This window comes from Roseibium album (assembly GCF_001404515.1).
Lineage (GTDB): Bacteria > Pseudomonadota > Alphaproteobacteria > Rhizobiales > Stappiaceae > Roseibium > Roseibium album.
Window position 1 is genome coordinate 669918 of the sequence record NZ_CXWE01000001.1, and the last position, 18014, is coordinate 687931.

Below are 18014 nucleotides of genomic sequence, written 5' to 3' on the forward strand. Positions count from 1 at the left end.
TGAACCGCAATCCGGTCGGCGAGGTGTACAATGGCAGACTATGACAGGAATCCCGCACCTTATCTGCAGCAATCGGTCGCCGACAACCCCTACAGGCTGCTTGAATGGACGGTGTTCCTGGAAGTGCTGGGGCCTGTCACAGGCAAACGCGTTCTCGACCTGGCCTGTGGTGACGGTCGTTTGACACGTGTTCTTGCCCATGGCGGAGCTGCGGAGGTTCTTGGTCTTGATGTCTCCGAAGAAATGCTGGAACACGCCAGGGAACAAAACGCCGAGGGGCAACCTGAGGCCTTCCCGGATCGGGTGAGCTATGGCGAGGTCAGCGCCACGGACGAGACCTTTCAAATGACCCCGCGGGCAGACATCGTCACGGCGATGTATCTTTTTCACTATGCACGCAGTGTTGAGGAACTTGACCATATGGCTGACCTGATCGGCCGTAACCTTGAACCCGGTGGGAAGTTCGTAACCTATACGATCAATCCGGACTATGATTTTACCAGTGCTCCGGACGACATGGAAGAACGGATCGGCTTTCATTACCGCATCATTGACCCACCGGCATACGCGCTCGTCATCAAGGATTTTGAAGTTCCGATATGGCAATGGAGCCGGCAGCAGCATGAAGAAGCGCTCAAACGCGCCGGGTTGACCAATATTCGCTGGCATCCGCTCCAGTTTCCGCCGGAGCAAACACACCATCTGGTCGGTTGGGCCTGGTACCTGGACAATCCGAGCTGCATCGTGCTGTCTGCGGAAAAGGCAGGATGAACAGGCACTGTCGCCGAACCGCATCATGATAATGCTGTTGCGAAGGTTCAGACAGAAGTCCAAACGTTTACCGACATCACCTTGACATATACGTTCGCAACGGTACCAATTCAGGAAGTTTGCTTTTTATTAAAAGTATAGATCAGGAATTTTCCGACCAATGATTACCGTCCCGGAACTTGCGGCAGACGCTCTCGGCGATTTCCTGACAACCTATGTTCAGCGCCGTTTCGGCCGCTCGGATCCGGAACTTGCCGAACTGTTACCGTCTATTGCACGCATCGCCCTGGAGTGTATCGGCAATAGCGACGCGCTTTATCACAATATCGAGCACACAATGCTGGTGACGCTGGCCGGGCATGACATTCTGCGCGGCCGTGCGCTCCATTCGGATATGGCCCCGACCGACTATGCACATGTCATCGTTGCCTGCCTTACCCATGATATCGGTTATGTGCGTGGTATCCTGCCGGAAGACGAAGACAATCGTTTCGTCATTGATCCTGCCGGCGACAAAATCAAATTGCCGCGCGGCGCGTCGGATGCGTCGCTGACACCTTATCATGTCGATCGCTCCAAACTCTTCGTACATCATCGTCTTGCGGGCAACAGCCTTCTCGACCCTGAGCGCGTTGCAACTGCAATCGAAGGCACCCGGTTTCCCAACAGGTTTCCGGATGACGGCGAAACACTGTGCGAAGAAGCAAATTTGTTGAGAGCTGCCGACTTTATCGGTCAGCTTGGCGACCCGCACTATATTCGCAAGGCGAATGCCCTCTTTTATGAATTCGAAGAATCCGGCCTCAACAAGCAACTCGGCTATGACACCCCGGCTGACCTGGTCCATCTTTATCCGCAGTTCTACTGGAACAGCGTTGCACCCTACATACAAAAGGCAATCGACTATCTGAAAATCACGACCTCCGGGCGCCAGTGGATCGCCAATCTTTATTCCAATCTGTTGCTGGCCGAAAAGGACATGGCGCTTCTGGGGCCGCAACGCTAGAGCCGTCCTTTGTGTATCGGATTGCTTCCGCTCGCTGGAAATTCCTGTGTTTCTTGTCCGCCGTCGCCGGGGTAATCCACGACAGTTGGTAAGATGCCGGTTGCTACAGTCTGAGCGACGATGTCACCGGCCGGTCCGCCGATCGAATCCCGGCCCATTGCGTTCACTGGTCATTCCATTCGAGCGATAAAAAGATCAGCAGTTGCCGAAGGAGGTCAAATTGACCGGTCGAACTCAGTGAACAACGCTGATCTTCAATGAATCGGTTTCAAAGGGACCCCTTCCAAGATCCTGGAATGGTTGATGAATTCCTGCCGCTTAAGTGCTTCATTCAGAACATTAACGTTTCTTCGGTTGTCCGTAGCTGGTCCTGGGCGGCTGACGTTGCTCTCATGGGTGACAGAGCTTGACGCCTGTTGACGATATCCGCTCACAAAGTCAAAGGGGCTCCGGGATAAAATCCCGGAGCCCCTTTGACTTTGATTTCGTTCACGGGATCTACGATCCCGGAAATTGCGGGTTACGCGGACTTCCTGCGACGCACCAGCGCGAGCCCACCGACCGCGGTCACCAGAAGCAGAGCGCCGGCTGGGATCGGGACGGGTGTGGTTTTCAGGTTGGCAAACTCAAAAGCGTTGGAACCCGACGTGAGAACAATTTTCTGGAATGCGACATTCGTGACGCCGACCAGTGAAGCCAGAATGCCGCTTGGGCCTTTCACGTCATTGCCGTTGATGGTGTAGGTGCCACCACCTCCCAACAACGTAATCACCAGGTCATTGTAGCTGTCAGGAGATCCCCAGATCATGGACAGTCCGGTCTGGACCTTGTCAAATTCAAAGGTTGCCGAAGATCCGCCCTGCACCGAGCTGAAAACACCGTCGGTGTTCTGGTGGGACGTGCCCTCCCACGGAGATCGTGCGATCAACCCGCCGCCACCATTGAACTGGTTGCCGATCACGTTGTTAAAGTAGTTTCCTGTTGTTGACGTCGGTGCAATATTCGCAACCGGGGTCAGCGCTTCGATTTGAGCCTGATTGAGCCCTGAAAAGCTAAGCGTCGGAGCGGCACTGGCAACTGTGGAGGCAGCAAGAAAGATGGCTGCCGCAATTCCCGCGAAATTCAATGACTTCATGTTTAACGATCCCATGGTTAATTTTTCTTAGTCATACTTAGCATGGAAATACAACCGGGCAAGCACTTATTGCGTGCAGTAACGGAAGTGAAAGATTTGACGGGCAAATAGTCTCATTTTGAAACTGACAACTGCGTCAACCGTCCTGTGTGTGCACATTTACGCCTGTTCTCCAATGCATGAACCTTGGTCAAGCAAGCCCTGGGCCAAGTGACAGACATGGATCACAAACAAAATTCGTTCATTGCAGCCGGCTTTTTTCGAACAAATGCCTGTGTCACGAACAGGCCTTCGCAATTCGACAAGAGTTTCCAGTTATTGGAATGTGATCTTGTCGTATGAAAAACGAAGTCAAACGCAACAGAAATTCCACCCGGATCAATGATGGGAGGCGACGTTTTCAATCAACAGGAAGAGATGTATGCCAAGGCTCGCAGGGAATTCAGATACCCGGTCCGCAGCTATTGCGGTTGAGGCCGAAATACTTTCAGAAACTGGCAAATCACTTTATACAATTCCCGATAATGAACGTTGTGATGACACCAGCAATGCGACAGTGCGGCTGGCTGTCTATTGACCGACATGTTGTTTGAGCTTGTCAATTGTGCCGCTGGATATCGGCAGTGGCGCACAGGGTGACGGCGCAGACAGGATTGACCGTATGCTTTTTGCTTGCTGGCAAGAACACTTTGGCAGCTGGCGCAGGTCATCGGCAGCTGTGAATGGGGCGCCTGACCGCAGAGACGAGGTGTCATGACTGAGACAAAATCGAAACTGACACCCAAAGCCATTGTGGCCGCGTCCAGCGGCAACGTTCTGGAATGGTACGATTTTACGGTATACGGTTTTCTGGCTCCGACGCTGGCAACGCTCTTTTTCCCGTCGGAGGACAAGTTGGCCTCGCTCCTGTCCGCCTTTGCGGTTCTCGCGGTCGGGTATGCCGCACGGCCGATCGGAAGTGTTATCTTCGGACATATAGGTGACCGCATCGGGCGCAAGACGGCACTTATGATCTCCGTTCTGCTGATGGGAGGCGGGTCCTTTGCCATCGCCGCACTTCCGACCTATGAGGAAATCGGTATTGCTGCCGCCTTGCTTCTGGTTGCCATCCGCGTCGTGCAGGGAATATCCGTTGCCGGTGAGTACACGGCTTCCGGCGTGTTGCTTGTCGAGCAGGCGCGTGAGGGGCGCAGGGCCATGACCGGTGCATGGGTCGCCTTTGCCATGATGTGGGGTTGTGTTCTCGGGTCTGCCGTTCCGGCGGGTTTCAGCACGGTCCTGAGCACCGAACAAATGGCTGAGTGGGGATGGAGACTCCCATTCGCGATCGGTGGTCTTGTCGCGATATTCAGTGCGATCCTGCGCTTGAGCCTGACTGAAACCGTCAGGGCTGAAAACCCGGACGACAGGACGTCTCCCGTTCTGCAAAGCCTGCGCAATCACAAGGGGCTGATCGGACAGATGGTTTTGCTGCTGATACCAACGGCCGTGATCTATTTTGTCATCTACGTCTACGCGGTGTCTTACCTGGGGTCGGAAACCGGGTTTTCCTCTTCGAAAGCTCTCGACATCACGACAATCAATCTCATCGTCATGGCACTGTTCGTGCCGGTTTGCGGCATGGCAGCCGACAGGTTCGGATTTCGTCCGGTCTTTTTGGCCGGCGCGATCGTTACGCTTCTTGCGGCCGCACCCTGTTGGTGGCTGATGCACCGACCGGACACCATTTCGGTTTTTGCAGGCCAGCTCGGGTTGACGCTCAGCAGTACGGCCGGCTGGGCCCTTTCGGTCAGTGCGCTTACGATGATGGCGCCGCAACACCTTCGCTGCAGCGTTGTGGCGCTCGGTTACAATATTTGTATGGCTGTATTCGGCGGAACGACACCAATCGTTGCGACGTATCTTGTGAACAGGACCGGTGACGATTTTGCGCCGGTCTACTACATCATCATCGCGACGCTCGTTTCGATCCCGGTGATCTGGCGCCTGCCGAAACTGATCAGCAGCGTGGAGGTATACAACGGCGACGAAACGTCAAGCAGGGCGTAACGGCCGGAGCGGGCGCCGCAGGTTGCCGTCTGCACATCGGGTCTGCTTGATCTGAGCAAGTCGCCGTTGAGAGACATTCAACAGGACGACGCCCCAAAGAGCTGTCAAACGCCAGAACACGAACCGGCCAGTCAGCCGGTTCGTGCCTGAAACAGTGTGTTAGGAAGCCTTCGCTGCCGGCAGCTCGATATCAATGCCGAGTGTCGTGACGTCGCCTGAACGGTCCATTTCAAGGCGTACGGAGTCCGGGTCTATGTCGACCCGTTTGGCAACAACGGCCAGGATATCTTCCCGCAGGCTCGAGATCAGAACGGCATCGGATCCGTCATCGGCCCGTTCGTGTGCCAGAAGGATTTGCAGCCGGTTTTTGGCAACAGAGGCGCTTTCGCCTCTTTTGCCAAAGAGGCTCAGGATGTTCATGCGGCCCTCCCTTTGAAGAGCTTGCCGAACAGGCTCTTCTTCTCTTCCGGGATTGTGACCGGGATGTTTTCCCCGAGCAGACGGCGCGTCGCTTCCATGTACGCTTTTGCAGCCGGAGAATTTTCATCCGACAACGTGACGGGGAGGCCGACATTGGACGCCTTCAGAACATCCTTGCTCTCCGGTACGACGCCGATCAGCGGAACCGAAAGAATGTCGACCACATCGTCAGTTGCCAGCATGTCGCCAGTCTTTGCGCGGTCCGTGTCATAGCGCGTGATCATCAGATGCTTGGGCATCCGGCCACCGTCTTCCGCAACCTTGGTCTTGGCATCGAGCAAACCGATGATCCGGTCACAGTCCCGAACGGAAGACACTTCCGGATTGGAAACGATGATGGCCTCGTCGGCGTGGCGCATGGCAAGTGTCGCTCCGCGTTCGATGCCGGCCGGGCTGTCGCAGATCACCCAGTCGAAATACATGCGCAACTCGTTGATGACACTGGCGACACCCTCCTCGGTGAGGGCATCCTTGTCACGGGTCTGGGACGCCGGCAGCAGGAACAGATTGTTGAGCTTCTTGTCGCGCACCAGGGCCTGCTTGATAGACGCTTCGCCGCGTACAACGTTGACGAGGTCGAACACCACCCGGCGCTCCGCGCCCATGATCAGATCGAGATTGCGCAGCCCGACATCGAAATCGATCGCACAGACCTGGTAGCCTTCTTTGGCAAGCGCCGAAGCAATCGCGGCGGTTGTGGTCGTCTTGCCAACCCCGCCTTTGCCCGACGTGACCACAACGACAGTGGCGTTGCTCATGGTGTCCGTCCCGTTTTTGACTTCAGTCCCGTCTCTCATTGGCAGGGTCCTGTTCAGTTCAGTTCTTCAAAGACCAGCGTTTCGTTCTCGAAGCGGATCTGTGCCGGTGAATTGCGTAAGGCGGCGTCGAAGTCGTCCGCGACCTTGTAAAGTCCGTTGATGGAGACCAGTTCGGCATCCAGCTTCGTGCAGAAAATCCTGGCATTGTCCTTGCCGGCAACGCCAGCAAGGGCCCGGCCACGCAGTGCCCCGTAGATATGGATGGACCCGCCCGCAATGATCTCTGCACCAGAGCTGACGGACCCGATCACCGTGACGTCTCCATCCGGATGGAGGATGCTCTGGCCTGAGCGAACGGGTTCGGGAATCACGATCGATGCACCTTCTTCCATTGGGGCAGGATCCGATGTCTCCGTGTCCGGTTTGGCAGAAGTATGGCCGTTGACTGATTGTCCGTTTACATCCCCGTCTTTCGAATTGACCACGGATGTTTCACTTGGGGCTGCGGCTGATGCATCAGCTGACTGGACCTCTTTGTTGTCTTCGTCACTGACATTGCCTGGCTCGGGCACCGCCACATCTGAAGCAAGCCGTCCGCCGCCAAAGCTCGGCGGCATGCCTTTCTTGAGGCGCGTCCCGGACACGCCGTCTATTCCCATGACGCGGATCGAGCGCTCGTTCAAACCGTCGAGGAGCTGTTCCAGATCCTCGATCGGGATGTTGGTGCCTCGAACATCAAGGATGATCGGCCGGTCGATGAAAAAACCCGGCGAGCGCGATATGATCCGGTCAACTTCCTTGAACCACGCATCGAAGGGTTGCTCAGGTGAAAGCACGATCGCAATAAAGGATTTTCCCTTGAACTTCATGAACGGGGTCCGGCGGCATGTCAGGTCGGTTGATTTGGTCAAATAAACCTACCATTAACCGAACCTGACATTCCGGCAGCGGTCCGTTTTCCACCGATATCGATTTTGTCGAGCAATTTCAGATAATTGACGGTTCAACCTATACGTAGGATCAATAGACGTCCGCTATGCTCGCGAGAACTACCGAGAGCGGCTGCGAGAATCATCGTTATGTTCCGGCGCTCAAATCCTTTGCCGATGAATGATTTAACTAAAATCTTGTAAAATGCTGGAATTTCGCCATATTGCAGCGCACTATATGGAGGTGGATGTGTACGGACGTTCAACGTCTGGGGTGAAAAGATGAGTAATTTCAGTGATATGGTCAAGTACATCGGTCTGTCGATAGACGAGGCCGCTGCTGCTCTTGACGTATCAAAAGATGAAATTGTTCGCTGGTGCGACACAAGCGAAGCACCCCCCTTGCATATCTGGCAGTGCCTTGTCCGGATGCTGGACGAGATCCGCATCTCCGCGGAAGAGGCCGCCAAGTCAGCGGATCTGGATCAACTGGAAGCATCGGATCTAAACCGCGTCAACCTGACAGTTCCCGGACAGGCCGCTGCAGAATTCGATGGACCCAAACGCGCGGCAACCGCGATGGCTGTGGCAACTCTGGCACGGGTATTTGTCTGACATTGACCGAGTTGACCGGAATTGATGGTTACTTGCTGTAGATTTCGCAGCTTGGAGCAACCAGCGGGTCTTTGGCGATTGCACGCTTTCTGGTAACTAGGGTCTGGAGCGGCGTCATTGACGGCCTCCGGCATGCGAACCGGAAAACTTCTCGACGCGCTTCGTTCCTCATGTCTTCGGGCTTGCGTCACAAGCGGGCCGATCTACCCAGCCGAAGAGGGCTTCAGCCATGTCAGCATTGCTCAGGGGACTCCTCGCGGCACTTGGGGCGTTCGCTCTTTTCTCAACCCACGACGCCGTTATCAAGTCGCTTGGCGGAACCTACCAGGTGTTCCAGATCATCTTTTTCTCGATGCTGTTTGCCTTTGTGCCGATGTCCATCATCATGTTGGCTGACAAGGCCATCGACAATTTCCGTCCACATTTTCCTGTCCTTGTTCTTTGCCGTGCCGGGCTGAGCATCGTTGCGATGTCTTGCGGGTTCTACGCATTTACCGTCCTGCCTCTTGCCGAAGTTTATTCGCTGCTTTTCGCCACGCCGCTTCTGGTGACGGTACTGTCCGTTCCGCTCCTCGGAGAGACGGTCAGGATGCAACGCTGGGGTGCAGTGCTGGTCGGGCTGATCGGGGTCATGATTGTCCTGAGGCCGGGCGTTACCGAACTCACATGGGGGCACATTTCCGGGCTGACGGCCGCCGGTGCAAGTGCCATGTCATCCATCCTGGCCCGCAAGCTCGGTGGCAAGGAACGTCCCGCCGTCCTGATCCTGTTTCCGATGCTCCTGTCGATGCTGGTCATGTCGATGACATTGCCGATTGTTTATGTGCCCGTATCGCTTCCCGATCTCGGGTTGATGGCGGTTGTCGGCTTCCTGTCCGTGCTTGCGCAGCTTTGTATTCTCGGCGCCTACCGGGCCGCGCCGGCTGCGTTTGTCGCTCCCTTGCAATACAGCCAGATCCTGTGGGCAACATTGTTCGGAGCGCTCTTCTTTGCCGAAACGCCGGACCTTTACGTTGCCCTTGGCTCTTCGGTGATCATCCTGTCGGGTATCTTCGTGGTCTGGCGCGAAAGCAGGGAAAATGTCTCGGATCAGACACCGGTCCTTCGAACCGCGAACCCGCGGGTCGACACGGGGCCGCAGCCGAAATGAATCCGTGTTTGCTCAGTCCAGCCGCTTCTTGAAACGAAGGGCGGCGACCGTCATGCCGAGAACAAAGAAACCGCACATCCAGAGGACATCGCGATGCAGGTCGACAAGGCCGGCATCGCGCAGAACGAACCCGCGCACCATGCGCATGAAATGGGTGGCGGGAAAGGCCTCTGCGATGTACTGCGCAATCAACGGCATGCCTTCATAGGGGAACATGAACCCGGAAAGCAGGATTGACGGCAGCAGCACGAAGACGGTCATCTGGGTGGCCTGGAGCTGGCTCTGCGCGATGGTTGACAGCACCAGACCGAGTGACAGGCTCGCACCTATGAACAGCAGTGTTCCGATCAGAAGATCGAGTGTCTTGTCGCCGAAAGGCACGTTGAAGAGCATGTGACCCAGACCCAGAATGATCACCGTCTGCAGCAGGCCGATAAAGATGTAAGGGATGATCTTCCCGATCATCAGTTCCATTGGCCTTACAGGGGTGTTGATCAGCATTTCCATGTTGCCACGCTCGCGTTCGCGCACGATTGCCGCAGACGTGAACATGATCATTGTCATGGTGAGAATGATGCCCACCAGGCCCGGGACGATGTTTATGGCCGTCCGCTGCTCCGGATTGAAGAAGAGGGCAACTTCAAATGTCGGCGTGGATCGGTTCGGTGCCTGTCGGTTAAGCTCTGAAAGCGGCATCGACCGGAGTGATTTGATAGCCCCCGCTATCATCGTGTCGGAACCGTCGACGATCCATTGTGCCACCGGCCTGCTGGTTTCCTCATCCGTTGACGGCGGTGTGCCGCGGCCGACTGAAGGAGACCGCACGATCCGTTGCGACAGGTCTTCGGGCAGGACGAAAGCGGCGCGTACACGAGCGGACTTGATCGCCGCTTCGGCTTCTTCCGGGGTGCTCAGGCGTTCGGTTACCTTGACCACTCGCGTGGCTTCCACCATCTGGATCAGGATACGGCTGAGCGCTGTCTGGCTCTGGTCGACCACAGCAACGGGAATGTCGCGGATGTTGGTGTTGATGGCATAGCCGAAAAGGATCAGCTGGATCAGCGGGATCATGATCACCATGCCGAAGGTCATCCTGTCACGGCGGAGCTGTGCCAGTTCCTTGAGAAAAATCGCGGAAATGCGGGACAATGACCTCATTGGCGGCCTTCTCCGGTTGCCGTCACGAAAACGTCCTCGAGATTGGGTCGAACCTGCTCGATCAGCGTTGCACCGTCGGTTTCCGGTTTCTCCTTGAGGAAGGACCGCGGGTCCCGAATGTCGTCATCGACCAGCACCCGCAAGCGGGCACCCAACTGGGCGGCCGCCATGACACCGGCCGTTCCCAGAAGGTGACGGCGGATCTCGCGAAGGTTCGGGCCTTCTATTTCAACCACGTTGGCGCCCATCGCTGCCATCAGTTCCTTGGGTGCGCCGTCGGCCCGCTTCTGGCCCGCTTCCAGGATTGCTATCTTGTGACAGCGCTCCGCCTCGTCCATGAAATGCGTTGTCACGATGATCGAGGTACCGTTTTCCACGAGGTCGAACAGCTGCTCCCAGAAATGCCGCCGGGATTCAGGGTCGACCGCAGAGGTGGGTTCGTCCAGGAACAGCAACTGCGGCTCGTGCAACACGGCGGTTGCCAGGGCAAGACGCTGGCGCTGGCCACCGGACATCTTGCCGGCGAACCGGTCCTTCAGGTCCGTCAGTTCATACCGGTCCATCACTTCCCGGATGCGGTCCTGGCGCTTTTTTCTCGGCAGGCCGTAAATCGTCGACATGAAATTGAGATTTTCGAGAACCGTCAGATCGCCGTAGAGCGAGAATGTTTGCGTCATGTAGCCGATCTTGTATTTCAGCGTCTCCGCATCCTTTGGAACGGACAGGCCCAGCACCTCGACCGTGCCCTCGGTAGGTGTCAGTAGCCCTGTCAACATGCGCATGGCAGTTGTCTTGCCGGAGCCGTTGGGACCGAGAAAGCCGTAGATCATGCCGCGCTCAATCGTGAGGTCGAGCCCGTCGACCGCACGGAAGTTCTTGAATTTTTTCACCAGCCCTTCAGCCCTGACGACGATGTCCGACGCAGGCGCAATCACGGAAGCACCACCTGGGCAGGAACGCCGTTCGGCAGATCGGACGCGCTGTCGGGAAGTTGTATCTCTGCGACATACATCAGCCGTGCGCGTTCAGACTGATTGAGAGCATAGTAGGGCGTGAACGAAGGGTCGGAGCTGATCCAGCGGACATGACCTTCAATGGACGCGTCGAGGCCGTCAACCCTGACCTTGAGCTTGTCGCCTTCCTTGATCTTGACCCGGTGCGGTTCCGGGACATAGACGCGTGCATAGGGCGCATTGCCTGCAAGCAGAACGGCAACGGGACTGCCTACGGTGACGCGTTCTCCAAGGTTCCATGGCAGGTTGTCTAGGACACCGTCACGGGAGGCCGTGATTGTCAGGTCCGATAAGATCGTCATCTGGGTCATGAGACTGGCCTCGGCGGCGGCAAGTTCCGCGCGGGCGATGTCGATATCCTCCGGCCGGGACCCCGCCACAAGTTCCTTCAGCTCTTCTTCGGCACTTTTCAGGCTGGCCGCCGCTGCATCCCGACCGGCCCGCGCACTGTCAAGCTGTGCCTGGCTGGTGGTGCCACGTCCCGTCAGGTTGCTGTAGCGCTGGAAAGAGGCCTCTGCATCGACCAGTTCAGCGTTCGCTCCGGCGACATTTGCGCGGGCTTTTGCAATATCTTCTTCTCGTGAGCCGTTGAGCAGCTTTCGCAGATTGGCCTTCGACTTTTGCACTTCGGCCTGCGCCTGGTTGACGACGGCCTGCTGTTCTGTCGGGTTCAACTGAGCGAGAACCGTTCCCGCCTCGACAAACGTTCCCTGCGGAATGGGCAGGTCGATCAGCACCTCGTTGGCAGTGGCGGTCAGAGCCACCCGGTCTCGTTCCAGCGACCCGAGCGCCACGTCGCTCTCCTCGCCGAAACACCCTGCCAGGAAGAGGCAGGCTGCACTCACCCGAGCTGAACGGACAAGAAACAACAACATGACTTTCTCCACAAGATCAGCAACATGGACCGGACACAATTCTAAGCAGCTTCACACTAGTCCGATCACGCCAGGCAAACCACTGGCCAAAACGTAAAAAGCCGGGCACAGCCCGGCTTCTCGTATCAGTGCGATCACAAGTCAGCTGGCGCGCTTGAAGATGTTGTACCAGCGTTTCTTCGGCACCGTGATTGCCCGCTCAAGGATCTCCGCTGCATAGAGCGCAGCATTTTCCCGGGCCTTGGCAACACCGGACACCACCGATGCGTCGAGGTTTGCAAGCCCGCCACCGAACTCGAACAAATCGCGGAAAGCCGCCCGTTCGACAATCGGTGTCATCAACACGTCGATATTCTGGGTGGACAGGAACTCCTGAACCGATTTCATGGCGCGTGTTGTAACGGCTGCGTTTGTGCGCGTCAGAACGACACAATGCTTGATGTCCTGCCGGACGATCTTTTCAAGTTTCTTGATCAATGTCAGGATCTTGGCGCCGCCACGCGCGTCCATCGAAGAACCCTGGATCGGGACGACCACCAGATCGGAGACCGACAGCGCGTTGGCAACGATCAGATTTTCGGTGCCTTCCAGGTCGACAATCACATAGTCGGAATATTCGGTGGCGTGCGTGATCTGCTCTGTGATGGAGGCCGGAGACATTTCGCTGACGACCGAGATGCCCGGACAGGTCCTTGGTAGTTCAAACCACTTCGAGATCCACTTTTGCGGATCGGCATCGAATATGGTCACGCGTTTTCCTCGTGCCGCGACTTCTGTCGCCAGCAGCAGGGCGGCTGTGGTTTTGCCCGCGCCGCCTTTTGCATTTGCGAAGGAAATGACTGGCATCTGGGTTCTCCTGAACTTGCCGTGCATTGTCTTGCGGTTCGGTCTCTTTCGGACCTGTCTCATTGAAAATCTTGGGATTTTATGGTTACCAATTCCTTAAGTTCGCAATTTGCGAGGAAGTTATTCAAAGAGCCTTCCAGGGTGTGGATAAAGTTGCGAATTTCCTCCGTATTAATCGCAGTGTGGGTAGTCGATTTCGGAAAATTCCCGCGTTTTCACAAATTGAAAAAGCCAAAGCCCGGTTGGAAACAGCTACCTGCCGGGTGCGACTTTGGCGCCGGCCCGTGTAACGATGGCCGCCGGTTTTTGCCCGGGACGCAATTGCACTGCGCAGGCGTGGCGCGTAGGTTATCGACTGATTTGCTTGAACGCGTTGCCTGAACGAAGAGCCATTTATGCTGCACCGATTGATGTCTGCCCACTCGATGAGATTGATTTGTGGTGTCTTGCTGGGCGCTGCCATTGCATGTTCAGGAACAGCGCAGGCCGATGTTCTGAAGCCGTACAAGGATCGTCTCTTCAGATACAAGAAGGTCTCCGAGACGCTCTACAACGGCGACTTCATCGTTGTAGAATATTCCAAGCAGCGTGATCTGCGTGACCGGGACGAAGTCGACGAACGCAAGGTGTTCGGCAACTATGTCTCCTACAAGCCCAAGCGGGGCAGGGGCAGCGCCGAACTGCAGGCCAACGGCCGGACGATCCAGTATATGGGGACCGGCAAGTGGAAGGGCGGCGCAAAGGCCATTGTCATCTATATCCACGGCCAGGGCGGCAACCGCTTCCAGGGCATGAACGACGTTTCCTTCGGCGGCAATTTCAACCGTGTGCAGAACCTGATGGTGCGCAATGGCGGTGCATATCTGACGGTCGATATCAAGAATTTCGGCAAGGGTGGGACAGCCGATGTCGCTGCCCTTATCCAGCATCAGAAACAACTCTCGCCTGGTGCAAAGGTCGTGGTGGCGTGCGGGTCCATGGGAGGCATCATCTGCTGGAACCTGGTGAAGAGCGCCAACTATTCCCGTCTGGTCAACGGCATCATGCTACTCGGTTCGCCGAAGGATCCGAACTTCCTCTCGTCCGGGGGACTGTCGCGCAACGTGCCGATATACATGGGGCAGGGGACGCTCGACCGGGTCTACAACTGGGAAAGCCAGGCCAATTTCTTCAAGCAGATCAAGTCAAGGGCACCCAACTACCCGATCCGCTTCACGCTGTTCGACACAGGCACGCACGGCACGCCGATCCGCATGACAGACTGGCGCCTGGTGCTCAACTGGATGCTGGGATGACATGAAGCCCCCGGCACGCGATGATGAACCGTCTGTGGTCGAGAGCATGATGCAAAGAACCGGGTTCAACCCACGACCGGTGGTCTGACCGCGAGCAATCCCTCAGCCAGATGATCAAACACCATGCGGATCCTGCGGCTGGTGTGAAGTTCCCGGTGCGTGACCAGCCAGATCGGAAACGTGATCGGCTCAACATCCTCAAAGGCTGGAACAATTTCTGGGTAGTGTGCCGCGATCTCGTCGGCCATGATCGACAATCCGAACCCTTCACAGACATATTGCCAGGCAACGATGCCACTGGGCGAACCGAGATTAATGTTGGCCTCGCTGACATCGAGTCCGAAGACCCGCAGATATTTGACCAGTTCTTCATTATTGTCGTAGCCGACGAAGTCGAGATCCGCAGCGTCTTTCCTGGTTGGCTTTCTGCCGATTTTTTCCAGATAGGACCTTGCGGCATAGATCCGGGCGGGTGCTTCGCGCAGCTTGCGCGCATAGAGATCGGGGTGATCCGGTTCGACATGGCGCACGGCAATATCCGCCTCGCGCCGCCGCAGGTCGCTGAGGCTATTGGTGCAAAGGACCTTGAGTTCGATGGCCGGGGCCTTGCGACGCAAGTTCCGAAGGATGTCCGGCAGAACATTCGCTGCCATCAGATCTGTTGCGGAGATTGTCACCAATCCCTCAATCTGTTGGGATTGGCCGGACGCTGCAAGCGAGATCCGGCTGGCTGCGTCACCCATGGCACGCACGTGTTCGGCAAGCTCGATGCCGGCCTCTGTCAGAACGAGGCTTTTGGAAACCCGTTCGAACAAGGTAACTCCAAGTGTTTCCTCCAGTGCGGCGACTTGACGGCTCAGGGTCGGTTGCGTCAGGCCTAGAGCGCGTGCGGCAGCCGACAGGGATCCCTCCTCTGCCGTCACGAGAAAGGCCCGGGCCTGGTTCCAGTCGAAGGTGATGCTTTTCCAGTTCATGCATTTTTGTATATCACCTAGCGAGATTTCGGCAATTTCCATTCGTTTTTGGAGAGGTTAGAAGGGACGCAAGGAGCGCTTCAGATGAGCCTGCACACTTTAGTTTCGCACCTGGCAAATGCTGCGATTGCCGTGCTGGAATTCCTGGCCTCGCCAACCGGCGGCAGGGATCTCGGCCGCGGTCTGCTTGAGCGCCTCGGCCTTCGCGGCAGCGCTGGAAGACGCAAATAAACCGGACGTTTCCCGTCCTTTTCCCGAATTTTGAGAAAGCCCTACCATGGCAGTTGCATGGACGAACGACATGACATCATCGACCCGTTTCTGGGACAAGACAGCACGTAAATATGCTGCTTCACCGATCAAGGATGAGGACGCCTACCAAAAGACGCTGGCCCGCACGCTCGAACACCTTGGACCAAAGGACAATGTGCTCGAACTTGGTTGCGGCACGGGATCGACTGCCCTGATCATGGACGGCAATGTCAGATCATATCTTGCAACGGACTTTGCTCCGGGCATGATCAGGATTGCGGACGAAAAGCTCGAAGCCGAAAAAACCAGGGGCAAGTTGCACGACGGCCTGCGTTTTCTGACCGCCGATGTTTTCAGCGAAAGCGTCGAAGTGCCTGAAGGTTACGACGCGATCCTTGGCTTCAACTTCCTCCACCTCGTCGAAAATCCGGAAGACCTTCTGGCACGCGTGCACGGTCTATTGAAACCGGGCGGGCTCTTTATCTCAAAGACGGTCTGTCTGGCGGACAAGGCCTGGCTGTTCGTGCCGTTGATCAAGGCAATGCAACTGGTCGGCAAAGCTCCCTTCGTACGCGTCTATTCCTTTGCCTCGGTGGAAGACATGATCAGCCGGACAGGGTTCGACATCATCGAAACCGGCACGTACCCGGAACCGCGCAGCAGGTTCATCGTCGCGCGGAAGGCCTGATTGCGCTGTTTGCACCGGGACGTCGCGGCGAATGTGGAGATCCGGAAATGTTCCCGGGTCCCGCACTTCCGCATTCTCGAGGTCCGAAACTACCCAGGCCCGCAGCACGAAGGTGTCGACACTTACCGTGCTGTTTCCGCGCTGTGTTGACAAAGGGGCGGCTTTGTCGGCTTTCGGCAACCTGTGCAGAAAACGTCTTTGGTGGGAAACTCTGATTTCAGGAAAAGGGCGGCACCTTCATGCCGTACTTTCCCTCGTCATTGGATCGTCTCACCAATCAGTATCGTCGGTCGGCCGTTATAATAATTGGGAATGTCGTCCAGGATTGCTTGCGAATTTGCAAGCGCGCCTTGCAGGACATCAAGCGATGCGACGGTGAGTGTAAACACAGCGAAATATCCCGGCGGAATGTCGGGGCCACCAGCAATGCCCCTGGAGGCTGACATGCTCTCGGCGACGTCGCCCAGGCCGTCACGTACCAGCTTCATGTGGTGCCCGGCATAATAGTCATGATCAAATGTAAGGCCTTCGCCCGTCGGATACATAACGTGGAGTGTTGCGCTCAACTCGGTCCCCTTTTTTGCAATAGCCAGAGCCTGTCGGACATGGTCGGCATGGTCAAGAACTCGTGCTGAAATAGTCCGCCTGGGTCTTGAAACCGGTGTTCGATAGAGCGGGTGGCTCATGACCTGCAGAAGGGATTACGTGACACGGAAAACCTGCAGCTTAAAAACATTCAAAAGATTTAAATCGATTGAAATGACCCGTTTCTGCGGCTTGCAGCGCCGTGAAGCGGGTGTTACGTAGGAGGCGCTCCCTCTGGCGCACCCAAGAAAGTCCCTGATGCTCGTCCGTGACCGCGCTTTTTTCACGTCCATGTTCCTGACGGTTCTGGCCGACCAGATCCTGCTCTTTCTGGTGCCTCTGGTCATTTTCCAGATAACCGGAAACGTCGCCTGGTCCGGACTGGCATTTTTCTTCGAAACATTGCCGCGCTATCTCACCTTTCCAGTCGCCGGCATCCTGTGCGACAGATTCAACCCGATCCTGCTTTTGCGGATCAGCCGTATCGCAAGGGCTGCCGTCTGCCTTGTCGGTATCGCCGGTCAGATCGTGTTTGGCGGGGTCTGGTGGTTGATCGGTCTGTCTGCGCTCGTAGGCATTTTGACGACCCAGGGCATGCTTGCACTTGAAATGGTACTGGTCCGTGGTTTCAAGGACCAGCGGTTTGAAAAGGTGGCAAGCTACAGTCAGATTGCCTCGCAGATGGGTGTTGTCCTGGGGCCGTTGACGGCAGCCTACCTGATGGCGCTCTGGCCTTGGGAAACCGTTGTCTTCGTGGCGACGGGCCTGTTTTTCCTCGCTGACGGTATTTTCATGATGTGGCGCGGACAGGAACGCCTGGAAGGACAACCGGCTGGGGAGCGCCGGCATCCGGTTGCTGACTTGACGACTGCGCTTCGGCTGGTCTGGCAACTGCCTGGGTTGACGCGTGCGATCCTGCAGGCAGCCGGCGTCAACCTGATCATCGGTGCGACACTGGCAACAGCTGCGGCGATGATGACGGGATTTTTCGCCCAGAGTGAACAGACCTATGCCTGGCTGCAGGTTGGTGGAGCCGTTGCAACCCTTGCCGTGCTGACGCTGACCGCGCATGTCCATCTTGGGCTCAACACACTTGGAAGAACAGCCTATGCCTTCATCTGTCTTGGTGCAGTTCTTACGGGTCTCGGCGCGCATCCGCTGATCTACGCAGCCGGTTTTCTCCTGATCGCCGGCTTCGACAAGATGTTCAACATTTATGTCCGTACCCTCCGTAAGGAGATCATTCCACCGGCCGAATTCGGCAAGACCACCGGCATCATCATCTGCCTCAACAATCTGTCTCAACCGCTTGCCGGTCTGGTCGTGGCGCTCTTTGCCGCCGGGGACGACGCACGCACCGTTCTGCTGGCTCTCGCAGGTACTATGGCAGTACTGGGAGTTTTGACGTTTCGTCGCTGACAATTCTATTTGCCGG

19 protein-coding genes are annotated in these 18014 nt (G+C 56.5%); 9 read left to right on the plus strand and 10 right to left on the minus strand.

The window, feature by feature from the left end; translation table 11 throughout:
* Window positions 1-30 precede the first annotated feature (30 nt).
* Entirely contained in the window at window positions 31-771 is a 741-nt protein-coding gene (locus LA5095_RS03070) for a class I SAM-dependent methyltransferase (RefSeq protein WP_055111810.1), read from the plus strand.
* Between the two features lie 160 nt (window positions 772-931).
* Window positions 932-1777 (plus strand): hypothetical protein, encoded by an 846-nt coding sequence (locus LA5095_RS03075; protein ID WP_055111812.1) that lies wholly within the window; start codon window positions 932-934, stop codon window positions 1775-1777.
* Window positions 1778-2297: 520 nt separating this feature from the next.
* Here LA5095_RS03075 and LA5095_RS03080 read toward each other — a convergent pair.
* The gene (locus LA5095_RS03080) at window positions 2298-2912 is read right to left on the minus strand and encodes a VPLPA-CTERM sorting domain-containing protein (RefSeq protein ID WP_158510324.1); all 615 of its coding nucleotides are present in this window, start codon (window positions 2910-2912) and stop codon (window positions 2298-2300) included.
* Between the two features lie 753 nt (window positions 2913-3665).
* Between LA5095_RS03080 and LA5095_RS03090 the strand changes: the two genes are divergently transcribed.
* Window positions 3666-4961 carry an MFS transporter gene (locus LA5095_RS03090; RefSeq protein WP_055111818.1) on the plus strand — a complete coding sequence of 432 codons (1296 nt, stop codon included), beginning with the start codon at window positions 3666-3668 and terminating at the stop codon, window positions 4959-4961.
* A 159-nt stretch (window positions 4962-5120) separates the two neighbouring features.
* Here LA5095_RS03090 and minE read toward each other — a convergent pair whose 3' ends face one another.
* From minE to minC, 3 genes are read right to left on the minus strand one after another with little or no spacing between them, the layout of a single operon-like run.
* Window positions 5121-5381, minus strand: a complete 261-nt coding sequence (minE, locus tag LA5095_RS03095; RefSeq protein ID WP_029063613.1) for a cell division topological specificity factor MinE — start codon at window positions 5379-5381, stop codon at window positions 5121-5123.
* On the minus strand, window positions 5378-6199 hold the full coding sequence (gene minD / locus LA5095_RS03100; protein WP_055112714.1) for a septum site-determining protein MinD: 822 nt from the start codon (window positions 6197-6199) through the stop codon (window positions 5378-5380). The genes minE and minD overlap by 4 nt, the downstream gene beginning before the upstream one ends.
* A gap of 53 nt (window positions 6200-6252) precedes the next feature.
* Window positions 6253-7068 (minus strand): septum site-determining protein MinC, encoded by an 816-nt coding sequence (minC, locus tag LA5095_RS03105; RefSeq protein WP_055111820.1) that lies wholly within the window; start codon window positions 7066-7068, stop codon window positions 6253-6255.
* A 342-nt stretch (window positions 7069-7410) separates the two neighbouring features.
* Here minC and LA5095_RS03110 point away from each other — a divergent pair, with 342 nt between their 5' ends.
* On the plus strand, window positions 7411-7743 hold the full coding sequence (locus tag LA5095_RS03110; RefSeq protein ID WP_144436087.1) for a hypothetical protein: 333 nt from the start codon (window positions 7411-7413) through the stop codon (window positions 7741-7743).
* 229 nt (window positions 7744-7972) lie between these two features.
* Window positions 7973-8893 carry a DMT family transporter gene (locus LA5095_RS03115; protein WP_055111825.1) on the plus strand — a complete coding sequence of 307 codons (921 nt, stop codon included), beginning with the start codon at window positions 7973-7975 and terminating at the stop codon, window positions 8891-8893.
* A 12-nt stretch (window positions 8894-8905) separates the two neighbouring features.
* Here the strand turns inward: LA5095_RS03115 and LA5095_RS03120 are convergent, their stop codons facing one another.
* From LA5095_RS03120 to LA5095_RS03135, 4 genes are all read right to left on the minus strand, one after another.
* Window positions 8906-10051: an ABC transporter permease gene (locus LA5095_RS03120; RefSeq protein ID WP_055111827.1), complete on the minus strand. Its 1146-nt coding sequence runs from the start codon at window positions 10049-10051 to the stop codon at window positions 8906-8908.
* Window positions 10048-10986: an ABC transporter ATP-binding protein gene (locus LA5095_RS03125; RefSeq protein WP_208992529.1), complete on the minus strand. Its 939-nt coding sequence runs from the start codon at window positions 10984-10986 to the stop codon at window positions 10048-10050. The genes LA5095_RS03120 and LA5095_RS03125 overlap by 4 nt, the downstream gene beginning before the upstream one ends.
* A complete protein-coding gene (locus LA5095_RS03130; protein WP_055112718.1) occupies window positions 10983-11939 on the minus strand; it encodes an HlyD family secretion protein in 957 nt (318 codons plus the stop codon). The genes LA5095_RS03125 and LA5095_RS03130 overlap by 4 nt, the downstream gene beginning before the upstream one ends.
* 141 nt (window positions 11940-12080) lie before the next feature.
* Window positions 12081-12785, minus strand: a complete 705-nt coding sequence (locus LA5095_RS03135) for a ParA family protein (RefSeq protein WP_055112720.1) — start codon at window positions 12783-12785, stop codon at window positions 12081-12083.
* A 395-nt stretch (window positions 12786-13180) separates the two neighbouring features.
* On the opposite strand from LA5095_RS03135, the gene LA5095_RS03140 reads away from it, so the two are divergent.
* Entirely contained in the window at window positions 13181-14080 is a 900-nt protein-coding gene (locus LA5095_RS03140) for an alpha/beta hydrolase (protein WP_055111829.1), read from the plus strand.
* Between the two features lie 65 nt (window positions 14081-14145).
* Here LA5095_RS03140 and LA5095_RS03145 read toward each other — a convergent pair whose 3' ends face one another.
* Window positions 14146-15054 carry a LysR family transcriptional regulator gene (locus LA5095_RS03145; RefSeq protein ID WP_055111831.1) on the minus strand — a complete coding sequence of 303 codons (909 nt, stop codon included), beginning with the start codon at window positions 15052-15054 and terminating at the stop codon, window positions 14146-14148.
* Window positions 15055-15138: 84 nt separating this feature from the next.
* On the opposite strand from LA5095_RS03145, the gene LA5095_RS32630 reads away from it, so the two are divergent.
* Together LA5095_RS32630 and LA5095_RS03150 are read left to right on the plus strand one after the other, a co-directional pair.
* Entirely contained in the window at window positions 15139-15285 is a 147-nt protein-coding gene (locus LA5095_RS32630) for a hypothetical protein (RefSeq protein ID WP_158510325.1), read from the plus strand.
* 70 nt (window positions 15286-15355) lie between these two features.
* On the plus strand, window positions 15356-15994 hold the full coding sequence (locus tag LA5095_RS03150) for a class I SAM-dependent methyltransferase (protein WP_208992530.1): 639 nt from the start codon (window positions 15356-15358) through the stop codon (window positions 15992-15994).
* A gap of 257 nt (window positions 15995-16251) precedes the next feature.
* Here the strand turns inward: LA5095_RS03150 and LA5095_RS03155 are convergent, their stop codons facing one another.
* The gene (locus tag LA5095_RS03155) at window positions 16252-16560 is read right to left on the minus strand and encodes an EthD family reductase (RefSeq protein WP_158510326.1); all 309 of its coding nucleotides are present in this window, start codon (window positions 16558-16560) and stop codon (window positions 16252-16254) included.
* A gap of 277 nt (window positions 16561-16837) precedes the next feature.
* Here LA5095_RS03155 and LA5095_RS03160 point away from each other — a divergent pair, with 277 nt between their 5' ends.
* A complete protein-coding gene (locus tag LA5095_RS03160) occupies window positions 16838-17998 on the plus strand; it encodes an MFS transporter (RefSeq protein ID WP_055111837.1) in 1161 nt (386 codons plus the stop codon).
* The last annotated feature ends 16 nt before the right edge of the window (window positions 17999-18014 follow it).